The organism is Agrobacterium sp. 16-2014-1-2a (assembly GCF_053522705.1).
The window spans coordinates 201,643-220,711 of sequence record NZ_JBNWBX010000007.1; the positions used below are offsets into that span (position 1 = coordinate 201,643).

At 58.7% G+C, this 19,069-nt stretch carries 17 protein-coding genes; 1 reads left to right on the forward strand and 16 read right to left on the reverse strand.

What is annotated here, in order from left to right; translation table 11 throughout:
• Positions 1–9 precede the first annotated feature (9 nt).
• From ACQZ45_RS20190 to ACQZ45_RS20265, 16 genes are all read right to left on the reverse strand, one after another.
• Positions 10–825 (reverse strand): ABC transporter permease, encoded by an 816-nt coding sequence (locus ACQZ45_RS20190; protein ID WP_003517782.1) that lies wholly within the window; start codon positions 823–825, stop codon positions 10–12.
• Between the two features lie 3 nt (positions 826–828).
• Positions 829–1,740 (reverse strand): ABC transporter permease, encoded by a 912-nt coding sequence (locus tag ACQZ45_RS20195; protein ID WP_448742507.1) that lies wholly within the window; start codon positions 1,738–1,740, stop codon positions 829–831.
• Positions 1,741–1,815: 75 nt separating this feature from the next.
• Complete coding sequence (locus ACQZ45_RS20200) at positions 1,816–3,105, reverse strand: ABC transporter substrate-binding protein (RefSeq protein WP_003517786.1); 1,290 nt, start codon at positions 3,103–3,105, stop codon at positions 1,816–1,818.
• A gap of 30 nt (positions 3,106–3,135) precedes the next feature.
• Complete coding sequence (locus tag ACQZ45_RS20205; protein WP_112959742.1) at positions 3,136–4,221, reverse strand: ABC transporter ATP-binding protein; 1,086 nt, start codon at positions 4,219–4,221, stop codon at positions 3,136–3,138.
• 313 nt (positions 4,222–4,534) lie between these two features.
• Positions 4,535–5,260, reverse strand: a complete 726-nt coding sequence (locus tag ACQZ45_RS20210) for an amino acid ABC transporter ATP-binding protein (RefSeq protein ID WP_019566431.1) — start codon at positions 5,258–5,260, stop codon at positions 4,535–4,537.
• Complete coding sequence (locus ACQZ45_RS20215) at positions 5,238–5,897, reverse strand: amino acid ABC transporter permease (protein WP_019566432.1); 660 nt, start codon at positions 5,895–5,897, stop codon at positions 5,238–5,240. Before ACQZ45_RS20215 ends, ACQZ45_RS20210 begins: the two co-directional genes overlap by 23 nt.
• A complete protein-coding gene (locus tag ACQZ45_RS20220) occupies positions 5,894–6,565 on the reverse strand; it encodes an amino acid ABC transporter permease (RefSeq protein ID WP_003517793.1) in 672 nt (223 codons plus the stop codon). Before ACQZ45_RS20220 ends, ACQZ45_RS20215 begins: the two co-directional genes overlap by 4 nt.
• A gap of 72 nt (positions 6,566–6,637) precedes the next feature.
• Positions 6,638–7,423: a transporter substrate-binding domain-containing protein gene (locus ACQZ45_RS20225; protein WP_060642688.1), complete on the reverse strand. Its 786-nt coding sequence runs from the start codon at positions 7,421–7,423 to the stop codon at positions 6,638–6,640.
• Positions 7,420–8,172 (reverse strand): GntR family transcriptional regulator, encoded by a 753-nt coding sequence (locus tag ACQZ45_RS20230; protein WP_003517798.1) that lies wholly within the window; start codon positions 8,170–8,172, stop codon positions 7,420–7,422. Before ACQZ45_RS20230 ends, ACQZ45_RS20225 begins: the two co-directional genes overlap by 4 nt.
• 166 nt (positions 8,173–8,338) lie before the next feature.
• Positions 8,339–9,319, reverse strand: coding sequence for a 3'-5' exonuclease (locus ACQZ45_RS20235; RefSeq protein WP_448742508.1), 981 nt, complete (start codon positions 9,317–9,319; stop codon positions 8,339–8,341).
• A 187-nt stretch (positions 9,320–9,506) separates the two neighbouring features.
• Positions 9,507–11,306, reverse strand: a complete 1,800-nt coding sequence (locus tag ACQZ45_RS20240; protein WP_003517801.1) for an NAD(P)/FAD-dependent oxidoreductase — start codon at positions 11,304–11,306, stop codon at positions 9,507–9,509.
• A 66-nt stretch (positions 11,307–11,372) separates the two neighbouring features.
• On the reverse strand, positions 11,373–12,446 hold the full coding sequence (locus ACQZ45_RS20245) for a 2,3-butanediol dehydrogenase (RefSeq protein ID WP_035199305.1): 1,074 nt from the start codon (positions 12,444–12,446) through the stop codon (positions 11,373–11,375).
• Between the two features lie 176 nt (positions 12,447–12,622).
• Positions 12,623–14,497, reverse strand: coding sequence for a sigma-54-dependent Fis family transcriptional regulator (locus ACQZ45_RS20250; protein ID WP_003517806.1), 1,875 nt, complete (start codon positions 14,495–14,497; stop codon positions 12,623–12,625).
• A 109-nt stretch (positions 14,498–14,606) separates the two neighbouring features.
• The gene (locus tag ACQZ45_RS20255; RefSeq protein WP_112200858.1) at positions 14,607–15,020 is read right to left on the reverse strand and encodes a hypothetical protein; all 414 of its coding nucleotides are present in this window, start codon (positions 15,018–15,020) and stop codon (positions 14,607–14,609) included.
• 147 nt (positions 15,021–15,167) lie between these two features.
• On the reverse strand, positions 15,168–16,061 hold the full coding sequence (locus ACQZ45_RS20260) for a transglycosylase SLT domain-containing protein (RefSeq protein WP_112959772.1): 894 nt from the start codon (positions 16,059–16,061) through the stop codon (positions 15,168–15,170).
• Positions 16,062–16,257: 196 nt separating this feature from the next.
• Positions 16,258–18,042, reverse strand: a complete 1,785-nt coding sequence (locus ACQZ45_RS20265) for a methyl-accepting chemotaxis protein (RefSeq protein ID WP_448742509.1) — start codon at positions 18,040–18,042, stop codon at positions 16,258–16,260.
• 445 nt (positions 18,043–18,487) lie between these two features.
• Here ACQZ45_RS20265 and ACQZ45_RS20270 point away from each other — a divergent pair, with 445 nt between their 5' ends.
• Complete coding sequence (locus ACQZ45_RS20270) at positions 18,488–18,961, forward strand: VOC family protein (RefSeq protein ID WP_112959744.1); 474 nt, start codon at positions 18,488–18,490, stop codon at positions 18,959–18,961.
• Positions 18,962–19,069 lie beyond the last annotated feature (108 nt).

Below are 19,069 nucleotides of genomic sequence, written 5' to 3' on the forward strand. Positions count from 1 at the left end.
GTTTTTTCATCAACGCGAATGGCGACGGTTCAGAGTGACGATCAGGCCAAGCGTGGCCGCAATAACCAGGAAGGAGAAAAGGGTCGTGACGGCTCCGAGCGCGTAAAGCACCGGCGTCGTGACGTTGGTGGTCATGCCGTAGATTTCCAGCGGCAGGGTGTTGTAGGTGCCTGACGTCATCAGCGTACGGGCAAATTCGTCATAGGAAAGCGTAAAGCCGAACAGGCCGACGCCGATCAGGCTCGGTGCAATCATCGGCAGCACCACATGGGCAAACGTCTGCCAGGCGGATGCCCCGAGATCGCGGGCGGCTTCTTCATAGGATGGAGAAAAACGGTTGAAAACCGCCAGCATGATGAGCACGCCGAATGGCAGCGTCCAGGTCAGGTGCGCGCCAAATGCTGATGTATACCATGAAGGTTCCAGCCCAAGCTGTTGGAAAAGAACGCCGATACCGAGTGATATGATGATCGATGGCACCACGAGGCTTGCGACGGAAAGATAGAATAGCGGCGTCGCGCCGATGAATTTGCGCCGGAAAGCGAGACCCGCCAGAAGCGAGACGAGCACCGTGACGACCATGACCATGACGCCAAGCCCGAAGGAACGGCGGAACGAGCCGCCAAAATCGCCGACCGCCTGCTGTTCGAAAAGATTTCCGAACCAGTGCAGCGAAACGCCGTTGAGTGGAAAGGTCAGTCCGCCATTCGGCCCCTGAAAGGCAAGGATGAGGATCGCCGACAGCGGGCCGTAGAGGAACAGCACGAAGAGCAGAAAAAAGAAGGCGAGGACATAGAATTCACGGCCGCGTTTTTCCGAATGCATGGGTCACAGCTCCTTGCGGATATCGACGATGCGCAGGATGCCCGCGACCATCAGAAGAACGAGGATGAGCAGGATGACGGCATTTGCGGCCGCCGCGGGATATTGCAGCAGCGACATCTGGTTCTTCATCATCAGTGCCACCGACGCGCTCTGCCCACCGGACATCACCTGAACCGTGGAGAAATCGGCCATGACAAGCGTCACGACAAAGATGCTGCCGATCGCCATGCCGGGTTTGGCAAGCGGAATGATAACGTTCCAGAGGGTCTGCCAGCCAGTCGCCCCGGCATCGCGCGCCGCTTCGATCAGCGATTTGTCGATGCGCATCAGCGTGTTGAAGATGGGTGTGACCATGAAAAGCGTATAAAGATGCACCATGGCCAGCACCACGGCAAAATCCGAATAGAGCAGCCATTCGATTGGCGCAGGTACGATGCCGGCGCTGACCAGCGCGCTGTTGACCAGCCCGTTGCGCCCGAGAACGGGAATCCAGGAAATCATGCGGATGATGTTCGACGTCAGGAAAGGCACGGTGCAGACGAGGAACAGAACCATCTGCATGGTGGTAGTGCGGATATGAAAAGCGAGGAAATAAGCGACCCAGAAACCGCAGAACAGCGTGATCGCCCAGACGATGGCGGCGAATTTCAGCGTGTTGATATATGTTTGCCACGTGACCCAGGAACCAAGCGTCTCGGTATAGTTGAAGGTCACGAAACCCGGATACATCTGGGCAAAATCATAATCCCAGAAACTGACGACGGCGATCATGACGATCGGTAAAAGCAGGAAAAAGCCGAGGATCAGGAAAAGCGGTGTGGCCTGAATATAGGACACAAGCTTCTGCGGCAGGGCGAAGCTGCGGGACGGCTTGTCCTTTTTTTCGCTCACGCCGATGGATCTGACTGTCACCAAGGCTTTTCTCCTGCTGGCTGCCTGTGAAAGAGAGGCCGCGTCGGCGCGGCCTCATGTCTGCGAAAGGTGAGAAGATCAAGCCGCGATGAACTCGTTCCAGCGACGAACCATGTAGCGGTCCTCGTCCATGACGGAGTTCCAGCAGGCGACCTTGCCCATTCGCTCCTGGAACGAACCGCCGTCGCGCACTGCTCCGGCCTTTTCCATGACCTTGCCATCAGGCGCGATGATATCGCCCTGCGCGGGCTTGCCTTCGACCCAGTAACCCCACTCGTCGGCCGACATATGTTCCTTGGCCGTATCCATGGCGGCGGAGTAATAGCCCTGACGGTTGAGGTAGGCGCCGACCCAGCCGGAGGTGTACCAGTTGATATACTCATAGGCCGCATCCAGCTTGGCACCGGAGAGGTGCTTGGCAAGGCCAAGGCCGCCGCCCCATGAGCGATAGCCTTCCTTGAGCGGCTGGTATTTGCAGGCGATGCCCTTGGAGCGAACGGCGGCGACGGCGGGCGACCACATGGACTGGATCACGACTTCACCCGACGCCATGAGGTTGACGCTTTCATCGAAGCTCTTCCAGAAAGCGCGGAACTGGCCGTCCTTCTTGGCCTTGATGAGGAAGTCGATGGTCTTGTCGATCTCCTCCTTCGTCATGTTGCCCTTGTCGGCATATTTGATGTTGCCCATGGCTTCCATGATCATCGCCGCATCCATGATGCCGATGGAGGGGATGTTGAGGATAGAGGCCTTGCCCTTGAACTTGGGGTCCATGATATCGGCCCAGCTGGTGATATCGCGGCCGACGAGATCGGGGCGAATGCCGAGCGTATCGGCATTGTAGATGGTCGGAACCATGGTGAAATAATCGGTTTCGCTTTTCGCAAACTTCTTGTCGCCGGGCTTTTCGACGAAACCGACCGTGTGCGGGGCGGTACCCTGGGCCACGACGCTATCGGGCGTCAGCTTGCCGTTTTTAAACAGCGGAACGATCTTGTCGTAATATTTCAGCTTCTTGATTTCCATCGGCTGAATGACACCCGCCGGGTAGACCTTCTTCAGGATCCAGTATTCGATATCGGCGATATCGTAGGAGTTCGGCTGGGTCACGGCGCGCTGCGCGGCCGCATCCGAATCCGTCGCCGTCATCTCCAGTGTGATACCGAGATCAGCCTTGCACTTTTCGGCAATCGCATTGAGGTTCGAAACACCCGTGCCGAACTGGCGGATCGTGATCGGGTTCTGCGCCCATATGGTCGGGAAACCGGTGACAAGGCCGGAGCCGATGGCCGCGCCTGTTGCGGCGGCACCTGCCTTTAGAAGGCCACGGCGGGACAGGCCCTTGTTGCTGTTGGAGTTGTCGGTCATTTCAAAGTTCTCCTCTGGTTATTTTTGGGGTCACTTCTCTACCCGGCCGAGCACGATGGCATCGGCCGCATTCCATGAAAGCGGTATGGCGTCGCCGGTCTTTACCGGCTTTTCGAAGAAGGCGACGTCGCTGAGGATGGCGTTGAAATCCTCAATGCCCGCGCCGGTCACGGCGATCTTCACGCTTGCACCGCGATACTCGACATTCGAGACGATGCCGGTAAAACCGAAACCGGGTCGATCCGCCTCGCCGACGCGCACACGGTCGGTACGAACGGCGATATCGACCGCGCCGTCATCCGGGGCAACGCCGCCTGCCGTGAAGGCGCCGCCGCCCGCAACCTCCAGCGTGACGAGATCGCCGTTCTTTTCCTTGAACCGGCCGGAAATGACATTGTGATCGCCCATGAAGCGGGCGACGAAAGCGGTGGCCGGGCGCTCAAACAGCTCGCGCGGCGTCGCTGCCTGCTCGATGCGGCCATCATTCATGACGACGATGACGTCGGCCAGCGCCATTGCCTCTTCCTGACTGTGTGTGACGTGAACAAAGGTGATGCCGAGCGCGGTTTGCAGCTTCTTCAGCTCGGCCCGCATACGGATCTTGAGGAAAGGATCGAGTGCTGAAAGCGGCTCATCTAGCAGCAACGCCTCGGGGTCGGTGATAAGCGCGCGAGCCAACGCCACACGCTGCTGCTGCCCGCCGGAAAGCTGGGCCGGGCGCCGGGTGGCATAGGGTTCGAGCTGCATCAGCCGCAGCATCTCCAGCGCCTTGGCGCGGCGCGCTTCCTTGTCCACCCCCTTCATTTTGAGGCTGAAGGCAACGTTGTCGACGAGATCAAGATGCGGAAACAGCGCATAGGACTGGAACATCATTGCCGTGCCGCGTTTGGCGGGCGGCAGATCGGTGACGACCACATTACCAAGCCTGACATCGCCGCTTGAAATGCTTTCGTGGCCGGCGATCATTCGCAGTGTCGAGGTCTTGCCGCAGCCCGAAGGACCAAGCAGGCAGCAGTAACTTCCTGCCGGTATCTTGAGGCTTATGGCATGCACCGCGGTGGTGTTGCCATAAATCTTGGAAACGGAAGCGATGTCGATTGCTGCGGCTTTGCTCATGAACACTCTCCTGCGACGTCTTTGTCATGCAGGAGCCGTGCCAATCGGCTTTGCCATTGATATAAAACGGGAATTTCGATGTGTCCACCAGTCCCGCCATCGGTCTGCTCAAATTTCCATCGATTGTTTTCGATTTGATGCGGAAATTGTATGCGATCCGAGCGACCGACAGGGGAACATGAAATCGGGAAAAGAGCGCCATCGGAACGAACTGGCTGACACCACTGGAATAGCGGACATTTTCCCGGCAAACACAACACAAAGGCTACTGCCGACGCACGCACCGCTCCGGTCGCGTGCGTCGGTACTGTGCTTAGATCATGCCAAGGAACTGCTTGAGTTCCGGCGTCTGGGGATTGGCAAAAACATCTTCCGGCGGGCCGATCTCGTGCACGCGGCCCTGATGCATAAAAACAACGCGCGAGCAGACGTCGCGGGCAAACTTCATTTCATGCGTCACCATCAGCAGCGTCATGCCTTCCTTTGCCAGTTCGCGCACGACGGCCAGCACCTCAGACACGAGTTCAGGGTCGAGCGCCGAGGTAATCTCGTCACAGAGAAGGGCGATAGGCTGCATGGCAAGGGCGCGGGCAATCGCCACGCGCTGCTGCTGGCCGCCGGACAGTTCATCCGGATAGGCATCGAACTTGTGCGCCAGCCCGACACGCTCCAGCATCCTGCGCGCCGTCACCTCGGCCTCCGGCTTGGTGACCTTTTTCACCACCATCTGCGAAAGCATGACATTGCCGCCGGCCGTCAGATGCGGAAAGAGGTTGAATTGCTGGAAGATCATGCCGACCTTCAGCCGCAATGCCTTCAGATGCAGCTCATCGTCCAGCAACTGCGCACCTGCCACCTGGATCGAGCCGGCGCTGATCGTCTCCAGTCCGTTGATGCAGCGAAGCAGCGTCGATTTTCCAGAGCCGCTTTTGCCGATGATGGCGATCACCTCGCCGGGTTCGACATCCAGATTTATGCCCTTCAGCACCTCATTGTCGCCAAAGCTCTTGTGGACTTCAGTGATTTCGATGAGCGACATTGAGCTTCCTTTCTAGGAACTGGCTGGATTTCGACAGCGGCCAGCAGAGGGCGAAATAGATGAGAGCAACCAGCCCATAGACGGTGAAGGGCTGGAAGGTGGCATTGGTGACGATCGTGCCGGCCTTGGACAGTTCAACGAAACCGATGATGGAGGTGAGTGCTGTGCCCTTGACGACCTGCACGGAAAAACCGACCGTTGGCGGAATGGCAATCTTCAGCGCCTGCGGCAGGATGACGTAACGCATCTGTTGCAGGCGGCCCATGGCAAGGCTGGCGGACGCCTCCCACTGGCCCTTCGCAATCGCCTCAACGCAGCCGCGCCAGATTTCCGCAAGGAAGGCAGCGGTCCAGAGGATAAGCGCCACGCCAGCCGCAAGCCAGGCCGGAACATCAACCCCGAGGAGACCTAGGCCGAAAAAAGCGATGAAAAGCTGCATAAGCAGCGGGGTGCCCTGAAAGACTTCGATATAGATGCGGGCAGCACGGTTCAAAGCCCGGCGCGGACTGATGCGCAACCACAAAAGCACGATGCCCACCATACCCCCGCCGATGAAGGAAACGAGCGATAGCAACAGCGTCCAGCGGGTGGAGAGCAGCAGGTTGCGCAGAATGTCCCAAAAGGTGAATTCAGTCATCGTGCCGCCCTCCTCGGGAAAAGAAAGCTGCCGAGCGCCAGCATGCCCTGCCGCAACAGGATGGCGAGCAGCAGGTAGATGACAGTTGACAGGATGTAGGCTTCGAAGGCGCGGAACGTGCGCGACTGGATGAAGTTCGCCGCAAAGGTCAGGTCTTCCACCGCAATCTGCGAAACGACGGCCGAGCCGAGCATGACGATCACCACTTGCGAAGAAAGCGCCGGCCAGATGCGTTGCAGCGAGGGTGTGAGCACCACATGGCGAAACGTTTCGAAGCGCGTCATGGCAAGGCTCGCGCCCGCCTCGAACTGGCCCTTCGGCGTCGCCTGAATACCGGCGCGGATGATCTCGCAACTATAGGCGCCCAGATTGACGATCATCGCCAGATTTGCCGCGGTCAGCTCTGTAAGCTTGAAACCAAGTGAAGGCAGGCCAAAGAAGATGAAAAACAACTGGATCAGAAAAGGCGTATTGCGGATGAGCTCCACATAGGTGCCGACGATGGGCTTCAACCATGAAGGTCCGAGCGCCCGGGCCCAGGCGCAGGCGATGCCAAGTGAAACGCCGACCACGCCGCCGACCAGCGTGAGTTGGCTGGTAATGGCGATGCCTTTGGCAATTTGTGGCCAATATTCGCCAAGCCACAGGAAATCAAATTGATAGCTCAAGAAACAGTCCCCTTGCGCCGGTGGAGAAAGGCGTCATCCCGGCGGATCCGGGATGACCATGGCAAACGATGATCAAAGGTCTTTCGGCAGATCCTGGCCAAGCCACTTGGTGGCGATCGCATTCAGCGAGCCGTCGGCCTTGGCTGCAGCTACGGTGGCGTTGACCTTTTCCAGTAAGGCCGGCTCGTTCTTGTTGAGGCCGATGTAGCAGGGAGAGTTCTTGATGAGGAACTTCAATTCCGGACGCTTCGGGGGGTTCTTGGCGAGGATGGCGGCTGCAACCACGTTGCCTGTCGCGACAACTTCCACCTGGCCCGAAAGGAAGGCAGAGATGGTGCCGTTATTGTCCTCGTAACGCTTGATGGTGGCGTCCGAAGGCGCGACCTTCGTCAGTTCCAGATCCTCGACGGCACCGCGCGTGACGGCGATGGTCTTGCCCTTAAGGTCTTCGGCCTTGGAGATCGCGACGTCGGCCGGGCCGAAAACGCCGTTGAAGAAAGGCGCGTAAGCATCAGAGAAATCAATAACTTTTTCACGATCTGCATTCTTGCCGAGGCTGGAGATAACGAGATCGACCTTGTTGGTCTGGAGATAGGGAACACGGTTGGCACTGGTGACCGGGACGAGTTCCACCTTCACGCCCAGCTTGTCGGCGATCATCTTGGCCATGTCGATGTCATAGCCCTGCGGGGTCATATCAGCAGCAACGCTGCCGAAGGGCGGGAAATCCTGCGGTACGGCCACACGCAGCGTGCCGCGTGCGGTGATGTCGGCAAGGGCATCCGCCTTGGCGGGCGCGGAAAGACCAAAGGCGGCAGCCATGGCGGCGGCAGCGATGAGGGTCCGTCTGAAGATCATATGTCATTCTCCTTGTGTTGATTGTGTTGCATGTGAATTTTATCCGGATCGCCGCCATTCATTTCCGGTAGGGCGAGCGACCGGCGAAGGCCGGCGAGAGGATCGGGGCGTCGAGTGAGGTCGAGGCCGGTTTCCACCTCGTCCAGATGCTCGATGGAAAGCTCCGCCGCTCTCACGAAATCGCCCGCAGCCATCGCGTCGAAGATACGGCAATGCCCCTCATGGGACTGGAGGGCATGAAACTCCGACTGGTAGAGCATGGAGATCAGAATTGTCCGGGCGGTCAGATCGCGTAGCAGCTCGATGAGCACGGCATTGCCGCAAAGCTCGGCGATGCGGATATGAAAATCGCCCATGAGGCAGGTAAGGCGCTGGCGGTCACCTGCGGCTATTGCGACTTTCTCTTCCTCAAGATGTGCGACGAGGACCTTGCGCCCCTCCTCCGACAGCATCCGCATGCTGCGAAGCAATCCGGATTCGATAATCCGCCGCGCCTCATAGATGGTCATCGCCTCCTCGGCGGAGGGCTCGACGACGAACCACCCTCGCCGCGCGCTGACATGGACGATGCCACGTGTTTCCAGCCGCATCATCGCCTCCCGTACCCGCGTACGTGAAACGGAGAAGAGTCCAGCCAGCTGATTTTCGCTGAGCCGCGTGCCCGGCCGGATGCGCGCCGAAAGAATGCCGGAAACGATGGCTTCTTCGATGTTTATCTGACGGTCCTGCTTGGTATGTAAATCTTGCATACAAGACTGAAAGCAAGGCCCGTGCCAGAACAGATATTGTTTTAAAATCAAAATGCCGCGAAAAAGCTCGCGCCTACTCGCTCAAATTTTGAGCAAGAAAATCGACAAACATCAAAAAAAACGCAGAGCTGTGCAAACTTGACGGTATGGCCGTCGCGGTTTCTTTCTAGCCGGCTTTGAACCGGTCGAATGCCGTCAGATACTTGACCGTGGGATCGGCGTCCCAGCGGTAAATTTCGGTTCGGAGGAAATGCAGCTCTTCTTCGAGCTTTTCCTCCGCCAGTTCCACCCACCAGGATTTCGGCCGGCCATCGGAACCATCAGACCAGCGATAGCCCCGCTTTTTCAGATGATCCTTCATGTCGAACGGGCTGTTCTCCGCGTAAATGCGAACCCGGGAGTGCTGGCTGGCTTCATGGAGTTCCATGAAGGGCGTCCCGCTTTGGGCGGCGCGTACCTGTTCCAGCACCTCCAGCAGAGCGAAACAATCGTCGACTGCTCGGTGGCCGTCATGGAAATAGCCGGATTGCCCGATGAGGTAGGCGAGCTTGCTGCCCTCAAAACCCCGACCACTCCAGTCAACCTCAGAGACGGAGCAGGCCCAGGCCTTATTGCGGAAGATCGGCGAGAAGGCCTCGCAAAACGGACGATCGAAGCCGGCATTGTGGGCAATGATCAGATCAGCACCTTCAACCAGGGAGGTCAGCCGGTCGATGTCTATCGTCTGTCCGGCAACCATTTCATCGGTGATACCCGTCAGGCGCGTGATTTCTTCCGGAATGGAAGTGCCCGGCTGTCGCAGACCGCCATAGACCCCGGTGACATCGCCGATCGTGCCCTGATCGTCGAATGTGAAGGTAATGACGCCGATTTCGATGATCTCGTCAGTTCGGTGGTTGAGGCCCGTGGTCTCGGTGTCGAGGATCACGCCCTGACGTGGAAACCCCGGTCGCGGCTGCTCGCATATCGCGCGCGGCTGCAACTTGCGCAGGACGCGGTAATTGCCTGTGGATTCGAGATATCCGACCAAGGCCTCATCATCAGGAACCGATTTCAGCGTCGTTTCACGACCACCCGCTTTTCGCCCGCGCTCAGCCTGAGGAAGCCGCGCCGTCGCGGAAGCGAAAAAATCCAACTGGGAGGTCATTGTTCTTCTGTCCGCTTTGGCCGGAAATCGATATTGAGTTTTCCAACATATGCGCAGAGGCTCACACTAACAACAGCGGTTGCCGTGATCCACAGAAACCGGGGGCATTGCCTGCATCGGATTCAGAAAGGGGGCGGAATGTTCCGCCCCCTTTCTGCATTACCGTTATCGATCGAAATACCCGTGGTCAGCGTGTGTGGTGAACCGGTTGCAATGCATAGACAGGTGTAGGAAGCCCCTCCATGCGCGCTTTCAACTGCAACGCGAGATATTGCGAATAATGCCGCGACTGGTGCAGGTTGCCGCCGTGGAACCAAAGCGCCTCCTGCTGCGTCGGCTTCCACATGTTGCGCTGCTCGCCTTCCCACGGCCCCGGGTCTTTCGGCGTATCCGAACCGAGACCCCAGACCTTGCCGACCCTGTCTGCCGTTTCCTGATCGATGAGATCAGCGACCCAGCCATTCATCGAACCATATCCCGTCGCATAGACAATGACGTCAGCAGGGATCTCCTTGCCGTCAGCGAGCTTGATCGAATTTTCGGTGATCTCGTCCACCTGACCGGCGGCAAGCTTCACCTTGCCATCGATGATCAGCTGCGAGGCGCCGATATCAATATAATAACCGGAGCCGCGCCGCAGGTACTTCATGAAGAGGCCCGAGCCATCCGCACCCCAGTCTAGCTGGAACCCGGCTTTTTCCAGTGCGGCGTAAAAATCGGCGTCGCGCTCCCGCATCTTGTCGTAAAGCGGGATCTGGAACTCATGCATGATCCGGTAGGGCAGCGACGCGAAGATGAGATCGGCCTTCGCCGTCGTCACCCCATTCGCCAACGCCTGTTCGGAATAGAGCGCACCGAGCCCTATATCCATCAGCGTATCGGATTTGACGATATGGGTCGTCGAGCGCTGGATCATGGTCACATCGACACCCGCTTCGTGGAGTGCGGCGCAGATATCATGGGCCGAATTGTTGGAACCGATCACTGCGACCTTCTTGCCCTTGTACCCATCCGGCCCCGGATGCTGCGAGGAATGGTGCTGATCGCCGTTGAAGCGCTCGCGCCCCTTGAAATCCGGAATATTGGCCTTGCCCGACATGCCGGTGGCAAAGACCAGTTGCTTTGGCCGGAGCACGACTTCCTCGCCATCGCGATCGACGACGATCGACCATTCCTTCGCCGCCTCGTCCCACTTGGCGGATTTGGCAGTGGAGCGGGTCCAGTAGTTCAGTTCCATCACCTTCGTGTAGAATTCGAGCCAGTCGCCGATCTTGTCCTTGGGAGCAAAGACCGGCCAGTTCTTCGGAAAATCGATGTAAGGCAGATGGTCGTACCAGACCGGGTCATGCAGGCAGAGCGACTTGTAGCGCTTGCGCCAGCTATCACCCGGCCGCTCGTTCTTTTCGAGTATGATCGTCGGCACGCCGAGCTGGCGCAACCGGGCACCGAGCGCGATGCCGCCCTGCCCACCGCCGATGATGACGGTATAGGGCTGCTTGTCATAACCGAGCGTGCGCGCTTCCTCCTCGCGCTCCTCCATCCAGGTTTTGGCACCAAGGTTCTGGCCGTGCCTTGCGCCGAGCGGGCGGGTGAAGCCCGATTTTTCCTCATGGCCCTTCAGTTCGGAAAGCGCCGTCAGCAGCGTCCATATCTGCCCGTTCCTGAAGCGCACGAGGCCGTAGCCGCGCCCTGTCGCCGTCTCGAAGGTGATCCAGCTTTCAAGCACACCATCCGCCTCCGTTGCCTCCTCGCCGGTAGCGATGCGCCAGTTTGTGGGTCTGGCCGTCGAAAGCTGCGCCTGCAGCATGTCGCGCACCTGATCGCGACCTTCAACGGTCTTGATGTTCCAGGTAAAGGCAACGAGGTCGCGCCAGTAGCAATCCTCGGCAAACAGATTAACGGCATCATCGATGCGGCCAGCTTCGAGTGCTGCCCCGAACGTATCGAGAAGCGCCTGAAGGCGGGTGGTGGGGGTCTTGTCGAGCATGTATTCCTCCTCCTGCTCAATGTGGAAACGGGACGGCTCCTCAACCGCCCCGCACTTCAAATCGGCCTATCGCGACAGGTCGATCAGGATCTTCAGATGCTTGCCGGCCGGGTCGAGCAGCTGGTCGAACCCTTCCGTGACCGCCTCGCTGAGTGAAACGTTTTTGGTAACGATCCGGCTCGCCGGGATCTGGCCGCTGGCAATCAGCCGGGCAACACGCGGCCAGTAGTGAGTCGGATAGGCCCAGGAGCCGCGGATATCGATGTCCTTGAAAGTCACGTCGAACCAGTTCAGCGGGTTTTCGCCGGGGTGGAGGCCGGTCTGCACCACAACGCCCTGCTTGCGCACGGCATCGGCGCAGTTCTTCAGCGCATATTCATTGCCGACGCATTCGATGGCAACATCGCAGCCAACATTGCCTTCGGTCTCGGCACGGATGACATCGCCCACCTTTTCCGTCTTGGGATTGATCGTGCGCACCTCGCCAAGCGCCGCCCGCGCCAGCGCCAGACGCGTGTCGTTGAGATCGGAAAGAAATATCTGCGAGGCACCGGCCGCCCTGGCCGCCATGGCGACGAGAATGCCGATCGGCCCGGCACCGGTCACAAGCACGCTGCTGCCGGCCGTGACACCGCCACGGTCGCAGGCATAAACCGCGACTGCCGTCGGCTCGATGAGGGCCGCTTCCTGATCGGAAAGCGCATCGGGTATCGGCTGTACGTTATAGTCGTTGAGAAGAGCGGCCTGCGCCATGCCGCCGGAATGCCAGGACAGACCGGCGAGAGCGAGATTTTTACTCAGGTGATAAAGACCGCGATCAGCATAATAGTCGCCATGGCGCGGCATGATGAGCGGCTGGATCGATACCCGGTCGCCGGGCTTTACATGGCTAACGCCCTCGCCTACGGCCTTGACGACACCGCCGAATTCATGACCGAGAATTTGCGGCCCGTGCGCGCCGGTGAAAGGATGCGGCTCCTTCGGCACGAAGATCGGGCCATAGGCATATTCGTGCAGGTCCGTGCCGCAGATGCCGCAGAACTTGTTTTCGACGAGCACCTCACCCGGACCGGGCTCGGGCGGCATATCCACATCCTCGATGCGTAGGTCCTTGGCGGCGTGAAAGCGCAGTGCTTTCATTGCATTTCCTCCTGTAGTTCTTGCACAGAAGGATCAGCAAGCGGCATGCCAGATTGGCTTGCGCCATATCTTGACGTATTTTCAATTGGTTACAAATTCAGCTCTGAGGCTCGCCGGCAGAATGCAACAGGTTCCGTGCAACAGGTGTTGCAATGGTCGCACCGGTTCGGCCGCAGTCAATTCAGGCGTTTGAGACGGCGGTGAATGGTGGAGCGGTTGACGCCGAGGCTTCGCGCCAGCGCCGAGACGTTGTTGCCGCAGTCCTTCAGCGCCCGGCGCAGATCGTCGTCATCGCGCAAAGCATCATCGGTCGCGACTTCGGCAAAGAGGTGTTCAGGCAGGCAACCCGGATCGATCTTGCCGCCATCGGAAAGCGCGGCTGCAACCCGCAGTGCATTGAAGAGTTCGCGCAGATTGCCTGGCCAGTCATGGTCAAGCAGAATTGCCCGTGCCGCCTTATCGATCCTGTAGGTCTCGCCGTTTTCCTTCTCGATGCGGCGGAGAAACTGATCGATCAGCCAGCCGAGATCCTCGCGCTCCCGCAGCGCCGGCAGCGTCACCGTTGCGGCGTTCAGGCGATAATAGAGGTCCTGCCGGAAACGGCCTTCCTTCACCAGCTCGGCAAGATCGCGGTGCGATGCGGACAGTACTCTCAGACGCACCGGCTTGGCTTTCAATGCGCCAACCGGCTGCACCTCGTTTTCCGAAAGCACGCGCAGCAGGCGGCTTTGAAGAGAAAGCGGCATGTCGCCAATCTCATCCAGGAACAAAGTGCCGCCACTTGCCTCCTCGATGAGACCGCGCTTGCCCTTCTGGCTGGCGCCGGTGAAGGCACCGGGTGTGTAACCGAACAATTCGGATTCGATCAGATGCTCCGGGATCGCCGCACAATTGACGGCGACGAAATTGCCGTCGCTGTTGCAGCTGTCATGGATCGCCCGTGCCAGATATTCCTTGCCGCTGCCCGTCTCACCCTGAATGAGGATGGGAATATCGCGGGCGGCAAGCTTTGCTGCCCGCGCCTGCACCTTTTCCATCGCGGGATCGCCGTTGCTCATGTCCCTCAGCGCTCGCGGCAAGCGTGGCTCTGGCGTGACAGGAGCGCGAATGCTGACGGCGGGCGCGATCGCGCTGGCAAAAAGCACCAGACCGTTGCGGGCGCGCAAAAGCCGCTCGCCATTCGGCCGCCCGCGCATAAAGCGCGGCAGGTCGTCCACATCGATATCGAAGACCGAGGAAATCGGCTGGCCGAGAAAATCGCGGGTGGCAAGGCCGTGCATGTTCATGGAGCGCGCCAGCGCCCCGAAGCCACCATGGGTCATGCCGGTGATACGTCCGCTGCCATCAAGGGCGATCGCCGCATCGGGATCGACGTCAAGAAACTCAGGTGAACGTGCAAGACGCAACACCCAGTCATTGCGGGTGCGGGTCATGAGATTGGCAAGCTCGATGCGCCGCGCGGTGGAGGCAACGAGATGCAGCGCCAGTTGCTGGCTGGCCTTGGCCGTCGGCGAGCGCAGCTGGGAAATGTCGAGCACGGCGGTGAGATCGCCGAGCGTATCGAAGACGGGCGCCGCAGTGCAGGTCAGCCCGATATGGCTGGTATCGAAATGGTCATCCTGATGGATGATCACCGGCTCGCCGGAAACGAGGCAGGCGCCAACAGCGCAGGTGCCGGCCCGGTTTTCCGACCATTCCGAGCCAAGGTAAAGCCCCGCCCTCCGCAACTGGTTGTCGAAGGTCGGGTCGCCCATGAAATCGACGGTAACGCCGCGCGCATCCGACAGCAGCAGGACGTAATTCTGCTCGGCAATCTGGTTGAACAGGGCTTCGAGACCGGAGCGGCCGATACGGATGAGCTCCTCGGCCTGCTCGCGATGCTCCCGAAGCTTCAGCTCGGGCACGATATAGGCTTCCTGCGCAATCGTTGGGTCGAGCTTGTAGTCATTGAGGCAGCGCAGCCAGGACTGGATGACCGGCGTATCACGGGGGCTGACCGCGCCCATGCCGACACGTTCGATCTCTCGTATATGCGACAGCGTCGATACCATGCACGCATCCTCCGGCACGGATGGTCGCATATTAGGAGATCGCCCACAATCCACCTCTTACGGTGGTTCGGTCGTTCGAAGCGATGCAACAGTCTCGAATGCGACCGCCTCAGGTGTTTGGGCGATTGATAATGTTCTCGCAATTGGCCGGATTGCCGATGATTTCGCTGGTCTTGATGGTGGAAGCGGGATCCGCGGTGATCTTGATGATGCAGTCGCGGCGATGCTCCTTGATCTTCATGCCTTCCGTTTCCGATATCCGCACCTGCCCGTTCAAGGTGCGGATTTCCCGCTTGTTGGAGAGGCCGGCATAGGTCTCAACGTCCACCTTCAGCCAATAGGATTCCGTCGCGCCCTTTTCGATGATCACCTTGTTAGGACGGCCGAGTCTGGCGATAGCCGCATCCAGGGGCTGGCCCACGAGGCTCGCCACCGTTTGCGATGCGTCCGTCTGCCCGGTCGTGGCGCACCCAGAAATGGCGGCCAGCACGCCGACCAGACATCCCGCTTCAAGCCATCTCATTTTCAGTTTTCTTCCCTCACAGAATACCATCAGCCGACACGTTCCGTCGTCAGCGTTGCAATCTAGGCTCGATAATTTTGCTCTGAAAGGAGGTGCGACCCAGATGCTGATCAACTTGTTATGATCGACAGGGTCATACAGGTGTTCTCATCTGTTGCGGAACACGGTGCAGGGAATGCCGGCCTGGCGGATTTCGCCGCAAAGCTCGTTGGCCTGGGCGCGTGTATCGCGGCCGATGCGGGCGGCATAACGCGGGCGCGAACCGAAATTGCCGCCTCGCTGCCGCACGATCAAAGCCCGCTCGGCATTAAGCGGCCCGGATAGTTGGCCAATGGCGCGGGTAAAAAGCCGGTTCGCCACCGCCGGATTATAATGCGCGGCAAGCTGCACGCCCCAGGGCGCCCAGTCGGCCGACGAGATGAGGACAGGATCGTTCATCGTTCGCGTATCGGCCAGACGCAGACAGGCATCGATGAAAGAGCGGGTCTCATCCAATGCCGGGGCCGCCTTTTCCGGCGGGTTGTCCTTCCATTTCTCAACCGGATATCCCGTTATCGCAAACACATAATCCCGGGTTTCCGTCGGCAGCCGACCGGTCGCGATAAAATTCCGCAATCCCGCCTCGCCCGCATTATAAGCTGCGGCGGCGAGACCGAAATTGCCAAACTGCTTATTCAACTCGGACAGATACCGGGAAGAGGCCTCGAGTGCGGCGATTATGTTGAAGCTGTCTTTGAGACCACGCAGCTTTGCGGTTCCAGGCATGAACTGTGCTATGCCTTCCGCGCCCTTCGGGCTGACCGCATTGGCCCGGAACAGGCTTTCCCGCCAGATGAGCCGGGCGAAATAATCCGGCGGAACGGCGTGGCGCCCGGCCAGAACCTCGATGGCGTGACACAGGTCGTTATTGTAGCTTTCGACACGGATGCACAATTCCGGCGCGACATCATGGGTGTAGGCGCAGGAGACTTTGCCATCGACCTTCTCCTCGGCCCCGGTCGTGCCACTGGCAAGCGCCAGCAACCACAGAGCAAGACTCACGCAGCGTGTCGATATCACCGCCAAGCAAAACTCCCCGCAAATCCCACGCCCGATACGCCGATTATCAGGCATTCTGCAAGATATGCCCAGACCTAGGGCTCTTCTTCAATGGAAGCTTCGGTTTGGGCCTTGCCGAGGCTTCCATGCGTCCAGAATAAAGGTCGCATTTCCGCGTCGGCAAGGCCATCTTGTGTGCTTAGAAGTCCTGCCAATCCTCATGTTCGACGGCGACTGCAGCGGAACCGCGCACCGCAAGCGGGCGGGATGCCGGGCGACGCGGAGTGGCAAAGGTAGCCTGCTGCTCGAAGCCGCTCCGCGACGACGATGTCGAGTGCGATGCGTCATCGAACCGGAATTGCCCTAGAAGCTCAAACAACGCTGCCGCTTCCCGTGCAAGGCTGTGGCTGGCAGCCGTCTGCTCCTCAACCATCGCGGCATTCTGCTGCGTTCCCTGGTCAACGGTGTTGACTGCCTGATTTATCTCGGCGAGCGCGGTCGACTGTTCGCGCGCGGCATCGACGATCGCTACGACATTGGTGTTGATGTCGCGCACCTGTTCCGCGATTTCCTGCAAGGCAGAGCCCGCTTTGGTAACAAGGCCAACGCCGTTTTCAACCTGCGTGCCAGACGCGTTGATCAGGCTCTTGATTTCCTTTGCGGCAGTCGCCGAGCGTTGCGCAAGTTCGCGAACTTCCTGCGCGACCACGGCAAAACCCTTGCCTGCTTCGCCTGCGCGGGCAGCTTCCACGCCTGCATTCAGCGCAAGCAGATTGGTCTGAAAGGCAATCTCGTCGATAACGCCGATAATATTCGAAATCTCACGCGACGATTTTTCGATCTGGTCCATGGCACTGATCGCATCGCGCACAACCTGACCTGAATGTTCGGCGTGGTCGCGGGCACGGCCGACGATTTTTCCAGCCTCTTCCGCACGGCGGCTTGAATCATTGACGGTGGTGGTGATTTCCTCGAGGGCTGCAGCCGTCTCCTCGATAGAGGCGGCCTGCTGTTCCGTACGTCTGGCGAGATCGTCGGCCGCGGACCTTATTTCATTCGACCCCGAAGAAATGGCGCCGGCATTTTCAGAGACCAGCGTCATGGCCTTCTTGAGCTTTATCGAGGCTGCGTTGAAGTCGGACCGCAATCTTTCAAGCGAGGGGATAAAGGGTTTGTCGATGCTCTGCGAAAGATCACCGTCAGCCAGATTGGTCAGGGACTGCGCGAGCTTTTCGACATTTTCAACACGTCCGGTCACGTCGGTGGCAAATTTGACGACTTTGAACACCTTGCCGGACAAATCGAAGATCGGATTATAGGAGGCCTGAATGAAAACCTTGCGACCGCCCTTGCCAAGCCGCATGAATTCATCCGCCACCAGATCGCCGCCGGCAAGCCTTTTCCAGAATTGCGCATATTGCGGGGACTGTGTGTAGGCGGGTTCGCAGAACATCGAATGATGCCTTCCCTGCACCTCGGCGAGCGAATAGCCGAGCGCCGCCAGAAAATTCTCGTTGGCCGTCAGGACCTCGCCGTTCGGAGAGAACTCGATGATGGCCTGCGCCCGCGACAGGGCGTCGATCTTGCCCGCATCTTCCGCCGCCTTCAGCTTGCGCTCGGTAATATCAGTGGCGATCTTGACCACTTTGACCGGCTTGCCGCGACGATACACCGGATTATAGGAGGCCTCGATCCAGACTTCCCTGCCACCCTTGCCAATGCGCTTGTACTGCCGCTGATCGAACTGGCCGGCCGAAAGCTTTGACCAGAAGGCCTTGTAGTCCTGCGATGACACGACTTCAGGTTCAACGAACAAGCTGTGATGTCTGCCGACTATTTCCGCCAGCTCGTAACCGAGCGCACGACAGAAATTCTCGTTGGCGGCGAGAATCTTTCCGGCCATATCAAATTCGATGATGGCTTGAGATTTGGAGAGCGCGGCAAGAACCGCGAAAGCATTGGCACCACGATCAAGAAAACTCACGCGCGATCCTCCGATGGCAGCTGGACAGTTTCTACTGAAAATCGTTCGCCAACAATATGATTGCATTATTAAATAATATTTAAGGATAATCTTGACGTTGATCACGCGAGTTGATGGTACGGGCGAAATTTGGGCAATACGCGTCTTCCTGCCGCAAAAATCTGCATATTAGGTCAAGCACGCGCTTCACGTTACAAAGAGACATTGTTTCATATTTATTCTTCAGAACGGGCGCGGCTGGGCCCGGCATATGATGCCTATCGCCGAAGGGTGAGGCGCTGGATTTAAATATCCATGCGCGTCGTGTTTGATCATCGCGCCGGCACCGTCATGACGCACAACCTTTATTCCTTTGCATAATTGCACCTTCCCGCCTCCTTTCGGAACGATCGGCGCATGGCGACATTGTTTACCGAATGGGGCTTTCTTTTGGGAGGAACACGCCGTGAAGAAGAACATGATCTGCATCTGGTACGATAGGGATGCCGAGGCCGCAGCCAGATTTTATGCCGAGACCTTTCCCGACAGCACCGTCAATTCCGTCTATCGGGCGCCGGGCGATTACCCCTCCGGCAAGGAGGGGGACGTGCTGATGGTGGAATTCACGGTGGCAGGCGTCTCCTGTATCGGCCTCAACGGTGGCCCGACATTCAAGCACACCGAGGCTTTCTCGTTCCAGATTTCGACTGAAGATCAGGAAGAGACGGACCGATACTGGAATGCCATCGTCGGTAACGGCGGAGAAGAAAGTGCCTGCGGCTGGTGCAAGGACCAATGGGGCATCTCCTGGCAGATCACCCCGCGGGTGCTGATGGAAGCAATGTCCGCCGGTGGCGCCGAGGCCAAACGTGCCTTCGCGGCAATGATGGATATGAAGAAAATCGACGTCGCCACCATCGAGGCGGCACGTCGGGGTTGATGCTAACAGATCATTCAGCGACAAGTAGCGAAGAAAGACATTTCAAGTAAAGAACTGAAAAACAACGGAAAATCAGATAAAACCCGTTTATCTGATTTTCCCTGGACG